Annotated in this window: 18 protein-coding genes; 15 read left to right on the top strand and 3 right to left on the bottom strand. The window is 58.7% G+C overall.

Translation table 11 applies throughout. The features are described 5' to 3' along the window. Positions 1–41 precede the first annotated feature (41 nt). Genes RGV06_RS09385 through RGV06_RS09355 form a run of 7 tightly spaced genes read left to right on the top strand, consistent with a single transcriptional unit; the run spans position 42 to position 8,509 of the window. A complete protein-coding gene (locus RGV06_RS09385; RefSeq protein ID WP_019822109.1) occupies positions 42–1,664 on the top strand; it encodes a methyl-accepting chemotaxis protein in 1,623 nt (540 codons plus the stop codon). After that, positions 1,664–2,179 (top strand): chemotaxis protein CheW, encoded by a 516-nt coding sequence (locus tag RGV06_RS09380; protein WP_046809601.1) that lies wholly within the window; start codon positions 1,664–1,666, stop codon positions 2,177–2,179. Before RGV06_RS09385 ends, RGV06_RS09380 begins: the two co-directional genes overlap by 1 nt. Beyond that, complete coding sequence (locus RGV06_RS09375; RefSeq protein ID WP_019822111.1) at positions 2,176–3,450, top strand: CheR family methyltransferase; 1,275 nt, start codon at positions 2,176–2,178, stop codon at positions 3,448–3,450. The genes RGV06_RS09380 and RGV06_RS09375 overlap by 4 nt, the downstream gene beginning before the upstream one ends. Beyond that, positions 3,447–4,133: a chemotaxis protein CheW gene (locus tag RGV06_RS09370; protein WP_046809599.1), complete on the top strand. Its 687-nt coding sequence runs from the start codon at positions 3,447–3,449 to the stop codon at positions 4,131–4,133. Before RGV06_RS09375 ends, RGV06_RS09370 begins: the two co-directional genes overlap by 4 nt. Then, entirely contained in the window at positions 4,130–6,448 is a 2,319-nt protein-coding gene (locus RGV06_RS09365) for a hybrid sensor histidine kinase/response regulator (RefSeq protein ID WP_322149864.1), read from the top strand. The genes RGV06_RS09370 and RGV06_RS09365 overlap by 4 nt, the downstream gene beginning before the upstream one ends. Further along, positions 6,445–7,455, top strand: coding sequence for a chemotaxis response regulator protein-glutamate methylesterase (locus tag RGV06_RS09360; protein WP_019822116.1), 1,011 nt, complete (start codon positions 6,445–6,447; stop codon positions 7,453–7,455). Before RGV06_RS09365 ends, RGV06_RS09360 begins: the two co-directional genes overlap by 4 nt. Positions 7,456–7,507: 52 nt before the next feature. Next, positions 7,508–8,509 (top strand): response regulator, encoded by a 1,002-nt coding sequence (locus tag RGV06_RS09355; RefSeq protein ID WP_019822117.1) that lies wholly within the window; start codon positions 7,508–7,510, stop codon positions 8,507–8,509. Positions 8,510–8,949: 440 nt separating this feature from the next. Here the strand turns inward: RGV06_RS09355 and RGV06_RS09350 are convergent, their stop codons facing one another. Continuing rightward, on the bottom strand, positions 8,950–9,093 hold the full coding sequence (locus tag RGV06_RS09350; protein ID WP_322149862.1) for a hypothetical protein: 144 nt from the start codon (positions 9,091–9,093) through the stop codon (positions 8,950–8,952). Positions 9,094–9,445: 352 nt separating this feature from the next. Here RGV06_RS09350 and prfB point away from each other — a divergent pair. The 7 genes from prfB to RGV06_RS09315 all read left to right on the top strand — a co-directional run bounded on the left by prfB (position 9,446) and on the right by RGV06_RS09315 (position 16,293). Then, positions 9,446–10,541 (top strand): peptide chain release factor 2 gene (gene prfB, locus RGV06_RS09345; protein ID WP_108912622.1). Its coding sequence is split into 2 segments (ribosomal slippage): positions 9,446–9,517 and positions 9,519–10,541, totalling 1,095 coding nucleotides; the frame shifts between segments, so codons are not numbered across the junction. Positions 10,542–10,654: 113 nt separating this feature from the next. Then, positions 10,655–12,157, top strand: coding sequence for a lysine--tRNA ligase (gene lysS / locus RGV06_RS09340; protein WP_019822123.1), 1,503 nt, complete (start codon positions 10,655–10,657; stop codon positions 12,155–12,157). A 213-nt stretch (positions 12,158–12,370) separates the two neighbouring features. After that, positions 12,371–13,075 (top strand): TetR/AcrR family transcriptional regulator, encoded by a 705-nt coding sequence (locus RGV06_RS09335; protein WP_019822124.1) that lies wholly within the window; start codon positions 12,371–12,373, stop codon positions 13,073–13,075. A gap of 12 nt (positions 13,076–13,087) precedes the next feature. Continuing rightward, positions 13,088–13,636 carry a hypothetical protein gene (locus RGV06_RS09330; RefSeq protein ID WP_046809330.1) on the top strand — a complete coding sequence of 183 codons (549 nt, stop codon included), beginning with the start codon at positions 13,088–13,090 and terminating at the stop codon, positions 13,634–13,636. A gap of 25 nt (positions 13,637–13,661) precedes the next feature. After that, the gene (locus RGV06_RS09325; RefSeq protein ID WP_019822127.1) at positions 13,662–14,939 is read left to right on the top strand and encodes a flavohemoglobin expression-modulating QEGLA motif protein; all 1,278 of its coding nucleotides are present in this window, start codon (positions 13,662–13,664) and stop codon (positions 14,937–14,939) included. 119 nt (positions 14,940–15,058) lie between these two features. Next, entirely contained in the window at positions 15,059–15,970 is a 912-nt protein-coding gene (locus RGV06_RS09320; protein WP_019822128.1) for an alpha/beta hydrolase, read from the top strand. Beyond that, positions 15,967–16,293, top strand: a complete 327-nt coding sequence (locus tag RGV06_RS09315; protein ID WP_019822129.1) for a hypothetical protein — start codon at positions 15,967–15,969, stop codon at positions 16,291–16,293. The genes RGV06_RS09320 and RGV06_RS09315 overlap by 4 nt, the downstream gene beginning before the upstream one ends. Positions 16,294–16,456: 163 nt before the next feature. Here RGV06_RS09315 and RGV06_RS09310 read toward each other — a convergent pair whose 3' ends face one another. Continuing rightward, a complete protein-coding gene (locus RGV06_RS09310; RefSeq protein WP_019822130.1) occupies positions 16,457–17,236 on the bottom strand; it encodes an OmpA family protein in 780 nt (259 codons plus the stop codon). A 66-nt stretch (positions 17,237–17,302) separates the two neighbouring features. Then, entirely contained in the window at positions 17,303–17,716 is a 414-nt protein-coding gene (locus RGV06_RS09305) for a DUF4398 domain-containing protein (RefSeq protein WP_019822131.1), read from the bottom strand. Between the two features lie 269 nt (positions 17,717–17,985). Between RGV06_RS09305 and ppc the strand changes: the two genes are divergently transcribed. After that, the gene (ppc, locus tag RGV06_RS09300; protein WP_046809328.1) at positions 17,986–20,616 is read left to right on the top strand and encodes a phosphoenolpyruvate carboxylase; all 2,631 of its coding nucleotides are present in this window, start codon (positions 17,986–17,988) and stop codon (positions 20,614–20,616) included. Positions 20,617–20,649 lie beyond the last annotated feature (33 nt).

Raw genomic sequence — 20,649 nt, 5'->3', positions numbered from 1 at the left:
GCTATACTCGCCTTCATTTGAATGGCTCCCGAGGATCGACTGTGAAGAACTGGACGTTACGCCAACGCATCTTGGCGAGCTTTGCTGTAATCATCGCCATTATGCTGCTGATGGTTGTGGCGTCTTACTCGCGCCTGCTTTCAATCGAGAGCAGCGAAGAGAAGGTGCAGACCGACTCGATCCCCGGGGTTTACTACAGTTCGATGATTCGCAGTGCCTGGGTCGACAGCTATGTCTTGACTCTGGAACTGGTGGGTTCGATCAACCAGCGCGATCTGAACAACGAAGATCGCAAGCTGTACGCCAGTTACGAAGACCGCCTTAACAAAGAGCTGCAAAACTATCGAAGCACTATTTTTGAAGGCAATGACAACGCTCACTTTGAGGACTTTGAACGTATTCACAAAGAATACGGCCTGGTGTTGTCGAAGGTGCTGGACCTGTATCAAAACAAGGATTATGCACAAGCGCACCAGGTGCTTGGCGCGGAGCTGACTCCGGCCTGGATGGCTGGACGCAAGGCGCTCAACGATATTATCGAAGGCAATCGCGAGTCTGCCGTTCTTGCAACGGACAACATTGCCCAAGCGGTTATGACCGCCAAGATCAGCATGATTGTTTCGCTGGTTATTGCTGTACTGGCGGCGGCGCTGTGTGGCTTCCTGTTGTTGCGGGCGATCATGTCGCCGATGCAGCGCATCGTTTCGATTCTGGAAGTGATGCGTTCCGGTGACTTGAGCTCGCGCCTGAACCTGGAACGCAAGGACGAGTTTGGCGCGGTGGAGACCGGCTTCAACGACATGATGGCGGAGCTGACAACGCTGGTGTCCCAGGCCCAGCGCTCTTCGGTACAAGTCACCACCTCGGTCACTGAAATCGCCGCCACGTCCAAGCAGCAACAGGCCACGGCCACTGAGACCGCTGCTACCACTACCGAGATCGGCGCCACGTCCCGTGAAATTGCAGCCACCTCCCGTGACCTGGTGCGCACCATGACCGAAGTGACTTCGGCAGCGGATCAGGCTTCGATACTGGCCGGTTCCGGGCAGCAAGGCCTGGCCCGCATGGAAGAAACCATGCACTCGGTGATGGGCGCTGCGGATCTGGTCAATGCCAAGCTGGCCATTCTCAACGAGAAGGCCGGCAACATTAATCAGGTGGTGGTGACCATCGTTAAAGTGGCGGACCAGACCAACCTGCTGTCGCTCAACGCCGCCATCGAAGCTGAAAAGGCCGGTGAGTACGGCCGTGGTTTCGCCGTGGTCGCCACTGAAGTCCGGCGCCTGGCCGACCAGACGGCTGTGGCCACTTACGATATCGAGCAGATGGTGCGCGAGATTCAGTCGGCGGTCTCCGCAGGCGTGATGGGCATGGACAAGTTCTCCGAAGAGGTGCGTCGTGGCATGTCCGAGGTGCAGCAGGTGGGCGAGCAGCTGTCGCAGATCATTCATCAGGTCCAGGCCCTGGCGCCGCGAGTGCTGATGGTCAATGAAGGCATGCAGGCTCAGGCCACGGGCGCCGAGCAGATCAACCTTGCGCTGGTACAACTGGGAGATGCCAGCAGCCAGACCGTCGAGTCCTTGCGTCAGGCCAGCTTTGCGATCGACGAACTCAGTCAGGTTGCCGTTGGGCTGCGTAGCGGCGTTTCGCGTTTTAAAGTCTGATGAGCGAGCTTCTAGCCAAGCACGCGGGCGTGAAGGTGCCCAAGCAACGCCTGTTTCTGGTGTTTTACATTGGTAATGAGCGCTATGCGCTGGCCGCCACCGACGTCGTCGAGGTGCTGCCGCGCTTGCCACTCAAGCCCATTGCCCATGCACCCTCGTGGGTGGCCGGGGTGTTCGCTCATCGTGACCGAATGATTCCTGTGATCGATATCAGCGCCATGACCTTTGGCACCGAAGCCGTGGCCCGCACCAGCACCCGGCTGGTGCTGGTCAAGTATCGCGGGCAATTGCTCGGGCTGTTGCTTGAACAAGCCAGCGATACGCTGCGTTGTGATCCGGCAGATTTTCAGCCCTATGGCATTGATAACTGCGATGCGCCTTATTTGGGCCCCGTACGTCAAGACGAAGCGGGGCTATTGCAGTGGTTGAGCATCGACGACCTGCTGAGCCCAGCGGTATATGCGTTGCTCTTTGCCCAAGATGAAGATGACACCTGCGAACAGGTGAACCCATGAGTGCCGATCAGCGCTTTTTCGATTTTCTGAAGCAGCGAATCGGTCTGGACGTGGCCTCGGTCGGTCCGGCCATTATCGAGCGTGCCGTTCGCCAGCGTTGCATTGCGCTGAACATGGTCGATAACGATCGTTACTGGCAGCGCCTGCTCAGTTCCCAGGATGAACAGCAGGCCCTGATCGAGTCAGTGATCGTGCCCGAGACCTGGTTTTTTCGTTATCCCGAATCCTTTGCCACGCTGGGTCGCCTGGCCAGACTACGCCTGACCCAAATCGGCAGTCGGCGCGCACTGCGAATCCTGAGCCTGCCATGTTCGACCGGCGAAGAGCCGTATTCGATTGCAATGGCGCTGTTCGATGCAGGTTTTGCGGCACATCAATTTAAAGTCGAAGCGCTGGATGTCAGTCCGCTTTCGGTGCAAAGGGCCCAGAGTGCGGTGTATGGCAAAAACTCTTTTCGTGGTCAGCACACTGATTTTCGCGAGCGCTACTTCAGCCTTGAGAGCGACGGCTATCAACTGTCCGAGCGGGTCTGCGAACAGATCCGCTTCACCGTAGCAAACTTGCTGGACCCGGCGCTGCTGGGCAGTCATGCGCCTTATGATTTTGTGTTCTGCCGCAATCTCCTGATCTACTTTGATCTTAAAACCCAGCAGCAGGCACTGGATGTGCTCAAGCGTCTGACCCGTGATGACGGCGTTCTGTTCATCGGCCCGGCCGAGGGCAGTTTGCTCGCTCGTCTTGGAATGCGTTCGATCGGTGCGCCACAGTCGTTTGCCTTTTGCCACAGCAACGAGCCTTTACCTTTGGCGCATCCTGAGCCGCCTGAAAACAAACCGCCCGTACGCAGACAACCAACGGTCCCTGTACCACCACCGGCTGCCCGGCCTTTTTCCCCGCGACCTCAAGCCCCTGTCGCGCAAAAAACGGTTTCGATACCCGATGATTCCAAGGGGCTGCTTGAGCAGATAGCCAGCTTGGCCAATGAAGGCAAAAGCAGTGAGGCCCGTGCAGTTTGCGAGCAATTTCTGCAGCGTCATGAACCACAGGCTGAGGTGTTTTACTGGCTGGGTTTGCTCAGTGATGTTCAAGGCCAGACCTCTCAGGCCCAGGGGTTTTATCGCAAGGCGCTGTATCTGGACCCCCAGCATTCAGAAGCATTGGCCCATCTGGCAGCTCTGCTGGCCTCGCAAGGTGATGCGGCAGGTGCCCGGCGGTTGCACGAGCGCGCTGCCCGTAACGGGCACTCCGTCCAAAGTGAGCGTAAACAATGAGCGCTTTAGCAGCACAGAGTTTGATCCACGCCGAAGCACAGGCCATTGATGACTGTTGGAACCGCATGGGTATCTACGGTGACAAGAGCTGCCCGTTGCTGGCGCAGCACATTCATTGTCGTAACTGTGCTGTCTATTCGAGTGCCGCGACCCGGTTGCTGGATCGCTACTCATTTGAGCAGGAGCATCAGGAACTCTATGTCCCGCAGGCCCATGAGCAAAAAGTGGCGACCTGTTCGCTGGTGATTTTTCGTTTGGGCGATGAATGGCTGGCGTTGGTCACGCGGTGTCTGGATGAGGTGGCGCCGATGCAGTCGATCCACTCCTTGCCGCACCAGCGCTCACGGGCCTTGCGCGGTGTGGCAAATGTGCGCGGAACGCTGGTGCCGTGTCTGTCTCTGGTTGAACTGTTGGGGCTCGACCTTGGCGTGCCCGGTGCAACATCGCTGCGGGTCATGCCGCGCATGTTGATTGTGGCTGCCCACGGCGGGGCGGTCGTGCTGCCGGTGGATGAAGTGGATGGCATCCACAATATCGCCGAGGGTGACATCAACGCAGCGTCAGTCTCTGGCGAGCATGCCAGCGCCAAATACACCCGGGGTGTGCTGCAGTGGAAAACCCGCAGTCTGCGTTTATTGGATGAAGAGCAACTGCTGAGTGCAATCACCCGGAGCCTTACATGACCCCTGAGCAAATGCGCGACGCCTCGTTGCTTGAGCTGTTCAGTCTTGAGGCCGAGGCGCAAACCCAGGTGCTCAATGCCGGTTTGCTGGCGCTGGAACGCAATCCGACCCAGGCCGACCAGCTTGAAGCCTGCATGCGTGCCGCCCACTCGCTCAAGGGCGCGGCACGGATTGTCGGGGTTGATGCCGGGGTTAGCGTCTCCCATGTCATGGAAGATTGCCTGGTGAGTGCTCAGGAAGGCCGTTTGTACCTGCAGCCCGAGCACATCGATGCCTTGCTGCAAGGCACGGATCTGTTGATGCGCATCGCCACACCCGGCAGTGCAAACGTGGGGCCGGCGGACATCGAGGCCTATGTGGCGCTCATGACTGAGTTGCTGGACCCTTCAGCCCCGAGTACGCGGGTGGCACCGCCCGAATTCGACGTGTCGCAACTGCTGCTGGCGCCCGCGCCTGCTGCTTCTGCGCCACAGATAGAACCTCTGCTGGAGCCGCTGATCGAGCCGCAGGTCGAGCCCGAGGTGGCGCCAGAGCCCGTGCGACGTCCTCAACGCCTGACCGAAGGCGGCGAGCGAGTCTTGCGCGTCACTGCGCAGCGCCTTAACAGCCTGCTCGATCTGTCCAGCAAATCGCTGGTAGAAAACCAGCGTCTAAAGCCATTTCTGGTGACATTGCAGCGGCTTAAACGCATGCAAAGCACCAACCTGCGGGCTATGGATACCCTCAGTGAGCAGCTCAAGGTCGTGGGGCTTGGCCATGAAGCTGAAGAAGCGCTGATGGATGCTCGACGAATACTGGCTGAGTCCCAGCATCTGCTTGGCGAACAGACCGCCGAACTCGACGAGTTTTGCTGGCAGGCGGGACAGCGTGCACAAATGCTCTACGACACGGCCCTGGCGTGTCGCATGCGTCCGTTTGCCGATGTTCTGGTCGGGCAGGAGCGCATGGTGCGTGATCTGGGCCGCGCCCTGGGTAAACAGATTCGCCTGGAAATCGAAGGCGAGAAAACCCAGGTTGATCGCGATGTACTGGAAAAACTCGAAGCCCCATTGATCCATTTGTTGCGCAATGCGGTCGATCACGGCATTGAAGCCCCCGAGCAGCGATTGCTGGCCGGCAAGCCCGCCGAAGGCTTGATTCGCTTGCGCATCTCCCATCAGGCCGGGTTGCTGGTGCTGGAACTGAGCGATGACGGTGCCGGTGTCGATCTGGACCGTCTGCGCCGCACCATCGTTGAACGTCAGCTGTCCACCGAGCCGACAGTGGCCCAGCTGAGCGAAGAAGAGCTGCTGACCTTTCTGTTTTTACCGGGTTTCAGCCTGCGTGACACCGTGACCGAAGTGTCGGGGCGTGGCGTGGGGCTGGATGCCGTTCAGCATATGGTGCGCTTGCTGCGCGGTGCCATTGTGCTGGAGCACACCCCGCAGCATGGCAGCCGCTTCCATCTTGAAGTTCCGTTGACCTTGTCCGTGGTGCGCAGCCTGGTTGTGGAGGTCGCAGACGAGGCTTATGCGTTCCCGCTGGCGCATATCGAGCGCATGCGCGATGTGCATCCGGATGAAATCGTACAGCTTGAGGGGCGTCAGCACTTTTGGCATGAAGGCCGGCATGTGGGGCTGGTTGCCGCTAGCCAATTGCTGCAACGCCCGCCCAGTCAGAGCGATGACGAAACCCTCAAGGTCGTGGTGATTCGCGAGCGCGACGCGGTGTACGGCGTGGCCGTCGAGCGTTTTATCGGTGAACGTACCCTGGTGGTATTGCCCCTGGACCCGCGTTTGGGCAAGGTGCAGGACATCTCGGCCGGGGCCTTGCTTGACGATGGTTCACCGGTGCTGATCGTTGATGTTGAAGACATGCTGCGATCGGTCGATAAGCTGCTCAACACCGGGCGTCTGGAGCGTATCGATCGGCGCAACCGACACACGGCCGAACTGACCCGCAAACGTATCCTGGTCGTGGATGACTCCCTGACAGTGCGCGAGCTGCAACGCAAGCTGCTGCTTAATCGTGGTTACGAAGTGGCCGTGGCAGTTGACGGCATGGACGGCTGGAATGCCTTGCGGGCCGAACACTTTGATCTGTTGATCACCGACATCGACATGCCGCGCATGGATGGCATCGAGCTGGTTACGCTGTTGCGCCGCGACAGTCGATTGCAATCGATGCCGGTGATGGTGGTGTCTTACAAAGATCGTGAAGAAGACCGTCGGCGCGGCCTGGATGCAGGAGCCGACTATTATCTAGCCAAAGCCAGTTTCCATGACGACGCTCTGCTTGATGCAGTAGTTGAACTCATTGGAGGAGCCCAGACATGAGAATCGCCATCGTCAACGATATGCCCTTGGCGGTTGAAGCCCTGCGTCGAGCGCTTGCGTTCGAGCCTGCGCACCAGGTGGTCTGGGTCGCCAGTGATGGCGAAGAGGCCGTGCGCCTCTGTGCCGAAAACACGCCTGACCTGATTTTGATGGACCTGATCATGCCTGTCATGGACGGGGTCGAAGCGACACGCCGGATCATGGCCGAAAGCCCGTGCGCCATCGTCATCGTTACCATCGACCGTGAACAGAATGTCCATCGGGTGTTCGAAGCCATGGGCTTTGGCGCGCTGGATGTGGTGGACACGCCCGTGCTGGGCGGCAGCAATCCCAAGGAAGCCTCGGCGCCTTTACTGCGCAAGATCCTCAATGTCGGCTGGTTGATGGGCCAAAGCGAAAAGCGGGTCACTCCGGTTTCGGCACAGCCTCGTGTCCCAGGGGGGCGAGGCGGGCTGGTCGCCATCGGTTCGTCGGCAGGCGGCCCGGCGGCGCTCGAAACCCTGCTTAAGGGCCTGCCGAGGAACTTTGGTGCGGCCATCGTGCTGGTCCAGCATGTGGATCAGGTCTTCGCTGCCGGGATGGCCGAGTGGCTGAGCACCTCGTGCGGGCTTGACGTGCGTTTGGCTCGTGACGGCGAAACCCCTCAGGTGGGCACAGTCCTGCTGGCAGGGACCAACCACCACATACGGTTATTGAAAAACGGCACGCTGGCCTATACCGCCGAGCCGGTTAACGAAATTTATCGACCTTCGATAGATGTATTTTTTGAAAGTGTTGCCCAGTACTGGAGCGGCGATGCGGTAGGGGTGCTGTTGACCGGCATGGGGCGTGACGGAGCCCAGGGCCTCAAGTCCATGCGTCAGCAGGGTTTCCTCACCATTGCCCAGGATCAGCACAGCAGCTCGGTGTACGGCATGCCCAAAGCGGCCGCCGCCATCGACGCAGCAGTTGAGATCCGCCCCTTGGACAAGATTGCGCCACGCTTGCTGGAGAAATTTGCCAAATGACTGGTAAAACCTGGCAGGCCTGGCTTGAAGGAAGAAATTCAGGTGAACGCGCATGAGCGACTTGCAGTTGGACGACGTTAAAACTGACGAAAACGCGGCCATGGTGTTGCTGGTGGACGATCAGGCAATGATCGGTGAAGCCGTACGCCGTGGGCTGGCCCTTGAGCAGAATATTGATTTTCACTTTTGTGCGGACCCGCATCAGGCCATTGCTCAGGCTATCCGTATCAAGCCTACGGTGATTTTGCAGGATCTGGTGATGCCGGGTCTGGACGGGCTGAGCCTGGTGCGCGAGTACCGCAATCACCCGGCGACCCAGAACATCCCGATCATCGTGCTTTCCACCAAAGAAGATCCGCTGATCAAGAGCGCGGCGTTTTCGGCGGGGGCCAATGATTACCTGGTGAAACTGCCGGACAACATCGAGCTGGTGGCACGGATCCGCTATCACTCGCGGTCCTACATGACACTGTTGCAACGTGATGCCGCCTACCGTGCGCTACGGGTCAGCCAGCAGCAGTTGCTGGATACCAACCTGGTGCTGCAGCGACTGATGAATTCCGACGGCCTGACCGGGCTGTCCAATCGTCGTCACTTCGATGAGTACCTGGAACTGGAATGGCGCCGTGCCCTGCGCGAGCAAACACAGTTGTCGTTGCTGATGATCGATGTTGATTACTTCAAGTCCTACAACGACACCTTTGGCCATCTGGACGGGGATGAAGCGTTGCGCAAAGTGGCAGGGGCCATTCGTGATGCCAGCAGCCGGCCGTCTGACTTGCCGGCCCGTTACGGTGGCGAGGAGTTTGCCATCGTGCTGCCCAATACGTCCCAGGGTGGCGCCCGACTGGTGGCTGAAAAACTGCGGATGTCGGTTGAAGCCATGAAGATTCCGCACATTTCGCCCGTTGCTGGTAGCAGTTTGACCATCAGCATTGGCCTGGCCACCCTGACCCCGCAACAGAGCAGCAATTGCCGTGAGTTGATTTCGGCAGCGGACAAGGGGCTTTATCTGGCCAAGAAGAATGGGCGTAATCGGGTGGGGATTGAGTGATTGCTCTCTGATTTTTTGGGTGCGGGGGAGGGGGTAACTGTGCCGCGGCGTACATATCCGGCATTTGGGTCTAACTGAAAGATGGGTTTCGCTCTTACAGCGAGTCCCTTTTTGAAGGACCAAAAAGGAACCAAAAAGTCCTCGCCCCAGCGTACGGCCTTCGCTTCGCTCAGGTTCCCTCGCCCCAGCGTACGGCCTTCGCTTCGCTCAGGTTCCCTCGCCCCAGCGTACGGCCTTCGCTTCGCTCAGGTTCCCTCGCTCCGGCCTCCCGAAGGGGCGGGCAGATCAACAGCAGGCCCGCCGAGGCGGCCAACCGGCCGGCCTGTCATGTGGCGGCTTGCGCACGAACCGTAGCAGCCTCGTTCTACTCGTCAGCTGCTACAGATTTTGCGCAGGGCTCTGTGATGTCTGTGACGCATTTTTAAGAGCGAAACCAATCGTTACCCGACACGTTCCAGCAATGAGTCCACCACGGCGCGCGCCATTTCGACCGAGTGCACCATCGACCAGATCAGGCCGCGTTCAACACCGCTGCCCAACTCGGTAATTTCATCACTGGTTTGTTCCGCGCAGAGCAAAAGCAATGAAACATGGGCCAGCGCATCCTGTGCGCTTGATTAGCTTCGGACTTCCACTTCCGTCCGCTGAGAGGTCAGCGAAGAGCGCACCCTAAACCTCCGTTTTGCCAAGGTGCAAGCAGATCTGGGCCGGAGACAAACTTCCATGATCTGGCCTTCACCGGAAAGAGGAAATCTCTGACGCAATGCGTCAATAAGCTATTACCCCTAATCATCTGTGAGCGAGATCGTTCGAGATTGGATCAGTGCGGTTTATCTGCATTTTCCTGCCCAGAACCCCGCCAGGCGGGCTGCTGATACGCTCTGTTTACGGTATACTCCCCGGCTTTGTAAAAATCGCCTACGAGTGCCGCCAGCCATGGAAATCAACCCGATCCTTAACAGCATCAAGGACCTGTCAGAGCGCTCCGAAACCATTCGGGGGTATCTTTGACTACGATCAAAAGCATGAGCGTCTGACTGAAGTCAATCGCGAGCTTGAAGATCCGAGTGTCTGGAACAACCCTTCGTACGCCCAGGAGCTGGGGCGCGAGCGCTCCCTGCTGGCGCAGATCGTTGAAACCCTCGATGAGATGCACTCGGGTCTGGCCGACGCCAAAGACCTGCTGCTGATGTCTGCCGAGGAAGAAGATCAGGCCGCTGTAGATGACGTTGCCGCTGAAGTGGAACGTCTGCGCGAAGCCCTTGAAAAACTCGAATTCCGCCGCATGTTCAGCGGTGAGATGGATGCCAACAACGCTTACCTGGACATCCAGGCCGGCTCCGGTGGCACCGAAGCGCAAGACTGGGCCAATATCCTGTTGCGGATGTATTTGCGTTGGGCCGACAAGCGCGGCTTCGATGCCACCATCATGGAACTGTCTGCCGGTGAAGTGGCCGGGATCAAAGGCGCAACCGTACACATCAAAGGCGAATACGCGTTTGGTTGGTTGCGTACAGAGATTGGCGTCCATCGTCTGGTTCGCAAAAGCCCGTACGACTCGGGCAACCGTCGTCACACCTCGTTCTCGGCTGTATTCGTTTCGCCGGAAATCGACGACAACATCGAAATCGACATCAACCCCTCCGACCTGCGGATCGACACCTATCGTTCCTCCGGTGCGGGTGGTCAGCACGTAAACACCACCGACTCGGCCGTACGTATCACTCACGTACCGACCAACACCGTGGTGAGCTGCCAGAACGAACGTTCGCAGCATGCGAACAAAGACACCGCGATGAAAATGTTGCGTGCGCGTCTTTACGAGCAGGAAATCCAGAAGCGCAATGCCGCTTCCCAGGCCCTGGAAGATACCAAGTCGGACATCGGCTGGGGTCATCAGATCCGCTCGTACGTTCTGGACGCTTCTCGTATCAAGGATTTGCGTACCAATATCGAGCGCAGCGATTGCGACAAGGTACTCGACGGCGATATCGACGAATACCTGATAGCTAGCCTGAAACAAGGGCTGTAAGTCGCGCAACAAAACGTGTGCGAAGCCAGCGCGATGCCCAAAAGGCGCGCTGAAGCCCGCTTCCCCCTGCCGCAAGGCGGGGGCAACGAACCTGTGATGGAATTTTTTAAGACATGAGCGACCAACAACTCGATCCGCAAGACCTGCAACAGGAAGAAAACGCCCTGATCGCCCTGCGCAAGGAAAAACTTGCAGCCGAGCGCGCCAAGGGTAATGCCTTCCCGAACGACTTCCGCCGTGACAACTACTGCGCCAACCTGCAGAAGGAGTACGCGCAAGCGTCCAAGGAAGAGCTGGCTGAAGCCGCCATTCCGGTCAAGGTTGCTGGTCGCATCATGCTTAACCGTGGCTCGTTCATGGTGATCCAGGACATGACCGGTCGCATCCAGGTCTACGTCAACCGCAAGACCCTGCCCGAAGAAACCCTGGCCGAAGTGAAAACCTGGGACCTGGGCGACATCATCGCCGCTGAAGGTACCCTGGCCCGCTCCGGTAAAGGCGACCTGTACGTTGAAATGACCAGCGTGCGCCTGCTGACCAAATCCCTGCGCCCGCTGCCGGACAAGCACCACGGTCTGACCGACACCGAACAGCGTTATCGCCAGCGTTACGTTGACCTGATCGTCAACGAAGACGTGCGTCACACGTTCCGTGTGCGTTCGCAAGTGATCGCCCATATCCGCAGCTTCCTGATGGCGCGCGACTTCCTTGAAGTGGAAACGCCGATGCTGCAAACCATCCCGGGCGGTGCGGCAGCCAAACCGTTCGAAACCCATCACAACGCCCTCGACATGGACATGTACCTGCGCATCGCGCCGGAGCTGTTCCTGAAGCGTCTGGTGGTGGGTGGTTTTGAAAAAGTGTTCGAGATCAACCGCAACTTCCGTAACGAAGGTGTTTCGACTCGTCACAACCCAGAATTCACCATGTTGGAGTTCTACCAGGCTTACGCCGACTACGAAGACAACATGGACCTGACCGAAGAGCTGTTCCGTGAGCTGGCTCAGCTGGTTCTGGGCAGCACCGACGTGCCTTACGGCGACAAGGTGTTCCATTTCGGCGAACCGTTCGTGCGTCTGTCGGTGTTCGACTCGATCCTCAAGTACAACCCTGAGCTGACCGCTGACGACCTGAACGACATCGACAAGGCTCGCGCCATCGCCAAGAAAGCTGGCGCCAAAGTGCTGGGCTTCGAAGGTCTGGGCAAGCTGCAAGTGATGATTTTCGAAGAGCTGGTCGAGCACAAGCTGGAGCAGCCGCACTTCATCACCCAGTACCCGTTCGAAGTGTCGCCGCTGGCCCGTCGTAACGACGATAACCCGAACGTCACTGACCGCTTCGAGCTGTTTATCGGTGGCCGTGAAATCGCCAACGCCTACTCCGAGCTCAACGACGCTGAAGATCAGGCCGAGCGCTTCATGGCACAGGTTGCTGACAAGGATGCAGGCGACGACGAAGCCATGCACTACGACGCAGACTTCGTTCGTGCCCTGGAATACGGCATGCCGCCGACTGCCGGTGAAGGTATCGGTATCGATCGTCTGGTGATGTTGTTGACCAACTCGCCGTCGATTCGCGACGTGATCCTGTTCCCGCACATGCGCCCACAAGCGTAACGATGCAAAATAAAAAGCCGCCGTTAAGGCGGCTTTTTATTGTCTGGCGCGCAGCCAGTTGAACATTCAGGAGAGTTTGTGGGAGCGAGCCTGCTCGCGAAAGACTAAGGCGCTGCGCGATCACCGGTAAACACGCGCTATCGTCAGCCACCTTCGCGAGCAGGCTCGCTCCCATCGTTTCGGTAACGCCGCTCAATTCAGAAGGAATCTGTCATGACCCCTCAAGGTGCAGCAAATATCGCGGTCGCGCTCGCGCAAAATGTTGAGTATCAGGGCCGCAAGGCCAGCCGGCATGGCAGTGAGCAGCGTCGCCAACTGATCCTCGATGCCGCCATGCGCATTGTGGTGCGCGACGGCGTACGCGGCGTGCGCCATCGGGCCGTGGCGGCTGAAGCAGGGGTGCCGCTGTCGGCAACCACCTACTACTTCAAGGACATCGATGACCTGATCAACGACACCTTTGCCCAGTATGTTGAGCGCAGCGCAGCATTCATGGCCAAGCTGTGGCAAGGCACCGAAGGCAAGTTGCGCGAGATGATGGCGCAAGGGGATGGCAGCGCGCAGGCGCGAGCGGTGCTTGCCGATGATATCGCCAGGATGACCGCCGATTACCTTCACCATCAAATGCTCACCCGCCGCGACCAGTTGATGGCCGAACAGGCCTTTCATCAGGCGGCGCTGATCAACTCCCGGTTGGCGGTGCTGGTACGCGCCCATCAACAGATTTTCCTTCAGGGCGCCTGTCAGATCTTCGAAGTGCTAGGCTCCAGGCAACCTCAGCAGGATGCCAAAGTCTTGACGGCGATTATCGGTCGGATGGAATATCAGGCCCTACTTGATGGCGCGCAGCCTGAGGCGGATGACGACCGGCTGGCTATTCTTACGCGTTATATGCACTTGGTGCTGGCCGCTCTATAGAAGGATGCAGGCATGAAAGCTTGGCGCGTGATGCTTATGGCATTGTCGTTTTTAACGTTGAACGGATGTTTGGTGACCTTTAGCCAGGCGCCGCTTGTGCCACAGCCGGCTCCGAAACAACTGCTGGGTAAATGGGTCAGCAAGGACGCCTGGGGGCAAGCCCGCAATCTGGAAATCAGTGCCATCGACAAAACGCGCTACCAGGCAGTGGTTTATCCCAAGGGCGAGCCCAAGGCCCGTGAGCGGTATGTGTTCATCGTTGCCCGTCACGGCAGTCGCTGGTATGCCTCGGCTGCGATACCGGCCAAACTGGGCGGCAATTACACCCTGAGCGGTTTTGAACTGACCGATAACGGTGAGCTGGTGATCTACGACCTGGACCTGGAGCAAGTCAAACAGGCCATCGGCCAGTCCGTGTTGAATGGTGATCCGGTCGAAACGCCGGAAGGCCCCGGCACCCTGATCAAAAGCCCTTCGGCTGAGGTCTTTGCTTACCTGGACGACCCGGCCAATTCCGACGTATTTGTCGAAGCGGCCCGCTATAAACGTGTGGCCAAGTAACGCTCTTAATTAAAGGAAGCTGCCGGTGGACGACTACCAGCGCACGATACGCACCTTGTCTGACCGCATCGTGCTGGCACAAACACCGATCCGTGTACTGGATGCGGTGAAGTGGGACGACAGCATCCGCCAGGGCTTTTTAAAGGCCAAAGGCAAGGAAATGCCCGCGGTCACCCGCGACTATTACCTTGGACGGCCGTTGTCCTTTGATTCGGCGGCGGTGAAGTCAGAGTTCCAGAACATCGAGCGTGATATCACCCGCCAACTGGGGCAGTTCAACCCGGTCGGGCAGATCATGCGTCGTATGTGCAAGGAGTACCGGATGGTGGTGCGCATGCTTGAAGCGCGTGGCACTGAAGATTTCGGGCTGATCTCCCAGGAGCTGTATGGCGCCGCATCGGACGCGTTCCATGCCGGTGACCCGACCCTGGCCGACCTGGGCCTGATGATGTCCGACTATCTGGACAACATCGACGGGCGTGGCGCGCTCAAGGACGAAGCCAAGACCCTGACTGCCAAGGATGCTGTGAATTTGCTGCAAACCCGGTTGAACAAGGTGTTTGGTGAAGCCGAAGACACCATTCGGGTGTTCGAGTCCGATGGCATCGTCGCGGACGCCGCAGCAGGCGCTGACTACATCAAGATCCGCACCGATGCGATGTTCAACGAGCGTGATGTGCGGGCGCTGGAAGTCCACGAAGGGCTGGTGCACGTGGGCACCACGCTCAATGGTCAGAACCAGCCGATCTGCACCTTTCTGTCCAAGGGTCCGCCTTCGTCTACCGTGACCCAGGAAGGCCTGGCGATTTTGATGGAGATCATCACCTTTGCTTCCTACCCGAGCCGTCTGCGCAAACTGACTAACCGTACCCGTGCCATTCACATGGTGGAGGAGGGCGCGGACTTTATGCAGGTATACGAGTTCTTCCGCGAGCAAGGCTTTGAGATGCCAGAAAGCTATGGCAATGCGAGTCGGGTGTTCCGTGGGTCGGTGCCAAATGGACTGCCATTCACCAAAGACTTGTCCTACCTCAAGGGCTTCATCATGGTTTACAACTACATTCAGCTGGCCGTACGTAAAGGCAAGCTGGAACAAGTGCCGCTGCTGTTCTGTGGCAAAACCACGCTGGAAGACATGCGCACCTTGCGCCAGTTGGTGGATGAAGGATTGGTGGTAGCCCCCAAATACCTGCCCGATCAGTTTCGCGACATGAACGCGCTCTCGGCCTGGATGTGCTTCTCCAACTTCCTCAATCATTTGAGCCTTGACCGTATCGAAGCGGATTACTCGAATATCTTATAAACCCTGTGGGAGCGGGCTTGCTCGCGATGCAGACGCTGTGGTGTTTCAGTTGAATCGCGTCGATGCAATCGCGAGCAAGCCCGCTCCCACCCATACACCTACTCAGGCGATTGGTTTTGATGAAAACCCTGGCTGTACTCTGCCTGCTGTTGACCCTCAGCGGATGCAGTTCATTGCTGTTCTATCCCGAACCCGGCCTGCCGATCACTCCGACGGCCGCGGGTCTGGAGTATCGCGACGTGACGTTGACTGCCGCCGATGGCACGCGACTGAGTGGCTGGTGGCTACCGGCCAAAAAAGGTGTGCCGCTCAAGGGTACGGTGCTGCATCTGCACGGTAATGGCGGCAACCTGGCCTACCACCTTGGCGCGACTGCCTGGCTGCCGGCGCAGGGCTATCAAGTGCTGATGCTCGACTATCGCGGTTACGGCCTGTCTCAGGGCTCGCCGGGCTTGCCAGGTGTGTATCAGGACATCGACGCGGCTTTCGACTGGTTGCAACACGAGCCCCAGGCTCAAGGCCTGCCGCTGATTGTGCTGGGGCAAAGCCTGGGTGGCGCGATGGGGGTTCACTACCTGAGCGAGCATGCGCAGCAACGGGCTCGAGTCGCGGCCATGGTGCTGGATGGCGTGCCAGCCAGTTACCGCGAAGTGGGGCAGTTTGCCTTGAGTACTTCCTGGCTGACCTGGCCGTTGCAAGTGCCGTTATCGTGGCTGGTGCCCGATGCCGACAGCGCCGTTTATGCAATGCCGCAAATGGCCGGCGTACCGATGCTGATCTTCCACAGTCTGGATGACCCGGTTGTTCCGCTTTCCAATGGCCTGCGCCTGTATCAAGCTGCGCCCCCGCCCAAGGTGCTGCAACTGACCCGTGGTGGTCACGTGCAAACATTTGCCGACCCGACCTGGCGTCAGGTGATGCTGCGCTACCTGGATGACCCGCAACATTTCAATGGCGTGCGGCGACTGGGCGAAATCGCCAATTACCCCGCCTCACCGAACACCGTACTTGAACCCGAGAGCCAACAATGAGTGAAGAACGCAACGCCATTCCCCTGATCATTACCGGTATTTGCAGCATTATCGGCACCGTCGGCGCCCTGTGGTACTACGGTTACCTGCACTTCGCCAAGCCTGAAGACGCGCTGCTGCTCAGTGACTACACCATGCTCAAGACCATCCCGGGCGAAGACTACAAAGTCTCGCTGACGCCGGCCAATCAGGTGGCAAAGTGCATCGATGGCATCATCGTGTTGTTCGATACCGAGCAAAAAGGCCTGACCGGGGTACTGGTCAACAACAAGAAACAGGCGGTGCGTTGCCTGGACCAGGAAACACCAAAACTGCAGCAGTAACGTTCTGTTGTGGGAGCGGGCTTGCTCGCGATGATATCGCCTCGGTTTGCCTGACGAACCGCGCTGTCTGCATCGCGAGCAAGCCCGCTCCCACAGTTGTGGATTTATCTGCGCCCAAAAAAAGCCCCGCCTGATCACTCAGGCGGGGCTTTTTTACAGGGGGTTACTGCATCGAGGAGCGTGGTGCTACCGGTTGGTTGTCGTTGGAGATGGTGACTTCAACGCGACGGTTTTGGGCACGGCCCGAGTCGGTGCTGTTGCTTGCGACCGGGTATTCCTTGCCATAGCCCTGAACCACGATGCGGGTAGGGTCTACGCCTTTGCGTACCAGTGCATTACGCACCGATTCGGCACGACGCTCAGACAAGGACTGGTTGAAAGCTGCCGAGCCAACGCTGTCGGTGTAACCCTCGACAATCACCTTGCGATCCGGGTTCTGGTTCAGGTAATTGGCCAAGGTGTTGATGTTCCGCAGGCCGTTAGGTTGCAGATCGGACTTGCCGAACTGGAACAGCACATCACCAAAGGTCACCAAGGTGCCGCGTTCGGTTTGCTTGGAGTTCATGCCTTTGAGCTGCTTGATCTGCGCATCACGGGCATCGAGCAATGCCTGGTTACGGGCTGCGCCTGCGTTCTTCAGGTTGTTTTCAGCGGTGCGCAACGCGATGGTTTGCTTGGCCACTTCAACACGCTGATTGGTCAGGTAAGCCAGTTGGTCAACCTTGGACTCGTCTTCCTTGTTCAGGTAAGCCTTTTCAGCCTTGTCCAGCCAGTCGCCTGCGTCCTTGGTTTCAAGCGCTGCAACCTTGGTGGCTTCCGGGTTGGTTTGCAGGGCCGAGAAGTTGGTCTTGGCGTTTTCCAGGTTGACGTTTGGCTGGTGCGAGCACGCTGCCAGGCCAACGCTCAAAGCTAACAGTGCAGGGATCATTACTGTATTGCGCATGATATTTAGTCCTTTCTATCGATTAGGAGTGCTGTGTCGCCAGGTGCAGTCAAAAAAGGGCAGCGTTTATTGAACGCTGCGCATGCCTTCCTGACGCAGTTGCTGAACGGCATTCTGAGCATCCTGAACGGCCTTCTCTGCCTTGGCGGCCTGGGCTTTGCGTTCTGCTACACGAGCATCCCATTCTGCTTGCTCGGACAAACGACGAGCCTCATCGTATTTTTTGTCATGCATGGCCAGTTCGGCCTGCTTGAGCTTGTCCTGAGCCGACTTCATTTCTACCGGTGCATATTCAGTAGCGCCTGCGCTCACGGCGTTATTCACGGCCGATTGAGTCACTGCGTACTGCTCTGACGGTGGATTGCCAGCACAACCGGCCAAAACGAAGCTGGTGCCGATTGCCAGCGCAGCCAGTTTTAGCCCGCGTAGGCGAGGAGAGGTGGTTTTGACAGTGCGGGTCATCATGGTCTTCAACTCCATTGGGGAACTCCTTAATAACAGCTAATTCCATCACGACTGGTGGCGTCACCCGGAGTGTTGGAACACGAGTTCCAGCGGTGATGGTTAATGGCTGTGACCGAAGCGTTTTTTGAATAGTTCAATTAAAGATGGCAAATTGCCTAAAATTTTTTTGACCGATCGGTCAGGCGCACATTTAAGTTTTGCCCGGGGTATGACTTGTCAAAAGCAGGCGTTGCAAAGCACTCTTGGGAACGAGCTGTCCCCGGATACTGCTGGAGAAACCGCTGATGACCGATATTGATGCACGCTTGCGCGATGATGTTCACCTGCTGGGTGAGCTGTTGGGTAATACGATTCGTGACCAATACGGCGAAGCTTTTCTCGCCAAGATCGAGCGCATTCGCCAAGGGGCCAAAGCCGATCGGCGCGGCACTACAGGCGAGGAATTGAGTGCGATTCTGGATGCCCTGAGCGACGATGAAGTGCTGCCGGTTGCGCGGGCGTTCAACCAGTTTTTGAACCTGGCGAACATTGCCGAGCAGTACGAACTGATCCACCGGCGTGAAGAGGGCCAGGCCGAACCATTCGAAGCGTTGGTGCTGCCACAGTTGCTCGAACGACTGCTGGCCGAAGGGCATGACGCCGAATCGCTGGCACGCCAGGTCAGCCGTCTTGAGATCGAACTGGTGCTCACCGCACACCCTACCGAGGTGACGCGTCGCACCCTGATTCAAAAATACGATGCGATTGCTGAGCAACTGGCTGCACAGGATCATCGTGACCTGACCCTCGCGGAAAAATCCGAAATCGAACAGCGCTTGCAGCGGCTGATCGCTGAAGCCTGGCACACCGAAGAAATCCGTCGCACCCGGCCCACGCCCGTCGATGAAGCCAAGTGGGGGTTTGCAGTCATCGAACACTCGTTGTGGCACGCCGTCCCGCACATGTTGCGCAAGGCGGACAAGGCTCTGCATGCGGCCACCGGGCTGCACTTGCCCCTTGAGGCAGCACCGATTCGCTTTGCTTCCTGGATGGGCGGGGACCGTGATGGCAACCCCAATGTCACCGCCAACGTGACCCGTGAAGTCCTGCTGCTGGCGCGCTGGATGGCGGCGGACTTGTACCTGCGCGATATCGACAAACTGGCCGCCGACCTGTCGATGCAGCAGGCCACCCCGCAACTGCTGGCAGTCGCCGGGGAAAGTGCCGAGCCGTATCGCGCTGTGCTCAAGCAATTGCGTGAGCGCCTGAGGGCGACCCGTAACTGGGCGCATAGCGCCCTGAACAGCTCGCAGGACGCGCCGGCTGAGGTGTTGCAGGACAATCGCGAGCTGCTGGAGCCGCTTGAGCTTTGCTACCAATCCCTGCACGCCTGCGGCATGGGCGTCATCGCTGACGGGCCATTGCTCGATTTCCTTCGTCGGGCCGTCACGTTTGGCCTGTTTCTGGTGCGCCTCGATGTGCGTCAGGACGCGGCCCGCCACGCCTCGGCCATGACTGAAATCACCGACTACCTGGGGCTTGGCCGCTACGAAGACTGGGACGAAGATGCGCGCTTGACCTTCCTGATGCGCGAGTTAAGCAACCGGCGCCCGTTATTGCCCAGCTACTTCAAGCCCGATGCCGACACCGCCGAAGTGCTGGCAACCTGCCGTGAAGTGGCGGCCGCACCGCAGGCATCGCTGGGTTCCTACGTGATTTCGATGGCCGGTGCCGCCTCTGATGTACTGGCCGTGCAACTGTTGCTCAAAGAGGCCGGACTTGAGCGCCCGATGCGTGTGGTTCCGTTGTTTGAAACCCTGGCTGACTTGGACAATGCGGGGCCGGTGATCGAGCGTCTGTTGCTGTTACCGGGCTATCGCGCACACCTGAAGGGCCCGCAGGAAGTGATGATCGGCTACTCCGACTCAGCCAAGGATGCAGGCACCACGGCGGCGGCCTGGGCGCAGTACCGGGCGCAGGAGTCACTGGTCAATATCTGCCGCGAGCAAGGCGTTGAATTGTTGTTGTTCCATGGTCGGGGCGGCACTGTGGGGCGCGGCGGTGGCCCGGCTCACGCGGCGATTCTGTCGCAGCCGCCGGGCTCAGTCGCGGGGCGCTTCCGTACCACGGAGCAGGGCGAAATGATCCGCTTCAAGTTCGGCCTGCCGGACATTGCCGAGCAGAATCTCAATCTCTACCTGGCGGCCGTACTGGAAGCCACTTTGCTCCCGCCACCCCTGCCGGAACCTGGCTGGCGGGTACTGATGGACGAATTGGCGGCAGACGGCGTCAAAGCCTACCGTGGGGTGGTGCGTGACAATCCACAGTTCGTGGAGTACTTCCGCCAGTCAACGCCGGAGCAGGAACTGGGGCGATTGCCGCTGGGAAGTCGTCCGGCCAAACGCCGGGCAGGCGGGATTGAAAGTTTGCGGGCCATTCCGTGGATTTTCGGCTGGACCCAGACCCGCCTGATGCTGCCCGCGTGGCTGGGTTGGGAAACCGCACTGAGCCAGGCGCTGGAGCGTGGTGAAGGCGAGCAGCTGGCACAAATGCGCGAGCAGTGGCCGTTCTTCCGTACCCGCATCGACATGCTGGAAATGGTCCTGGCCAAGGCCGATGCCGATATCGCCCGGCTCTACGACGAGCGTTTGGTGAGTCCGGAACTGCTGCCATTGGGTGCGCACTTACGCGACTTATTGTCGCAGGCGTGCGAGGTGGTGCTGGGCTTGACCGGTCAGGCGCAGTTGATGGCGCACAGTCCGGAGACCCTTGAGTTCATCCGTTTACGCAACACCTACCTCGATCCTCTTCATCTATTGCAAGCCGAGCTTCTGGCGCGTTCGCGACGCCAGCAAGCGGCACAGGACAGCCCTCTGGAACAAGCGTTGCTGGTGACTGTGGCCGGGATCGCGGCAGGCTTGCGTAACACCGGTTAAAGCAAAAGAGCAGTGAATGTCGCGCCGGGGCGG

Source organism: Pseudomonas sp. CCI3.1 (genome assembly GCF_034313985.1).
Lineage (GTDB): Bacteria > Pseudomonadota > Gammaproteobacteria > Pseudomonadales > Pseudomonadaceae > Aquipseudomonas > Aquipseudomonas psychrophila.
Note: the sequence above shows the minus strand (reverse complement) of the source record. Positions and strands in the feature narration are given on the sequence as shown.

Coding starts and splice junctions, on each gene's coding strand:
- RGV06_RS09380 (WP_046809601.1), top strand. CDS start 1,664: ATGAGCGAGCTTCTAGCCAAGCACGCGGGCGTGAAGGTGCCCAAGCAA.
- RGV06_RS09375 (WP_019822111.1), top strand. CDS start 2,176: ATGAGTGCCGATCAGCGCTTTTTCGATTTTCTGAAGCAGCGAATCGGT.
- RGV06_RS09370 (WP_046809599.1), top strand. CDS start 3,447: ATGAGCGCTTTAGCAGCACAGAGTTTGATCCACGCCGAAGCACAGGCC.
- RGV06_RS09365 (WP_322149864.1), top strand. CDS start 4,130: ATGACCCCTGAGCAAATGCGCGACGCCTCGTTGCTTGAGCTGTTCAGT.
- RGV06_RS09360 (WP_019822116.1), top strand. CDS start 6,445: ATGAGAATCGCCATCGTCAACGATATGCCCTTGGCGGTTGAAGCCCTG.
- RGV06_RS09355 (WP_019822117.1), top strand. CDS start 7,508: ATGAGCGACTTGCAGTTGGACGACGTTAAAACTGACGAAAACGCGGCC.
- lysS (WP_019822123.1), top strand. CDS start 10,655: ATGAGCGACCAACAACTCGATCCGCAAGACCTGCAACAGGAAGAAAAC.
- RGV06_RS09335 (WP_019822124.1), top strand. CDS start 12,371: ATGACCCCTCAAGGTGCAGCAAATATCGCGGTCGCGCTCGCGCAAAAT.
- RGV06_RS09330 (WP_046809330.1), top strand. CDS start 13,088: ATGAAAGCTTGGCGCGTGATGCTTATGGCATTGTCGTTTTTAACGTTG.
- RGV06_RS09320 (WP_019822128.1), top strand. CDS start 15,059: ATGAAAACCCTGGCTGTACTCTGCCTGCTGTTGACCCTCAGCGGATGC.
- RGV06_RS09315 (WP_019822129.1), top strand. CDS start 15,967: ATGAGTGAAGAACGCAACGCCATTCCCCTGATCATTACCGGTATTTGC.
- RGV06_RS09310 (WP_019822130.1), bottom strand. CDS start 17,236: ATGCGCAATACAGTAATGATCCCTGCACTGTTAGCTTTGAGCGTTGGC.
- RGV06_RS09305 (WP_019822131.1), bottom strand. CDS start 17,716: ATGGAGTTGAAGACCATGATGACCCGCACTGTCAAAACCACCTCTCCT.
- ppc (WP_046809328.1), top strand. CDS start 17,986: ATGACCGATATTGATGCACGCTTGCGCGATGATGTTCACCTGCTGGGT.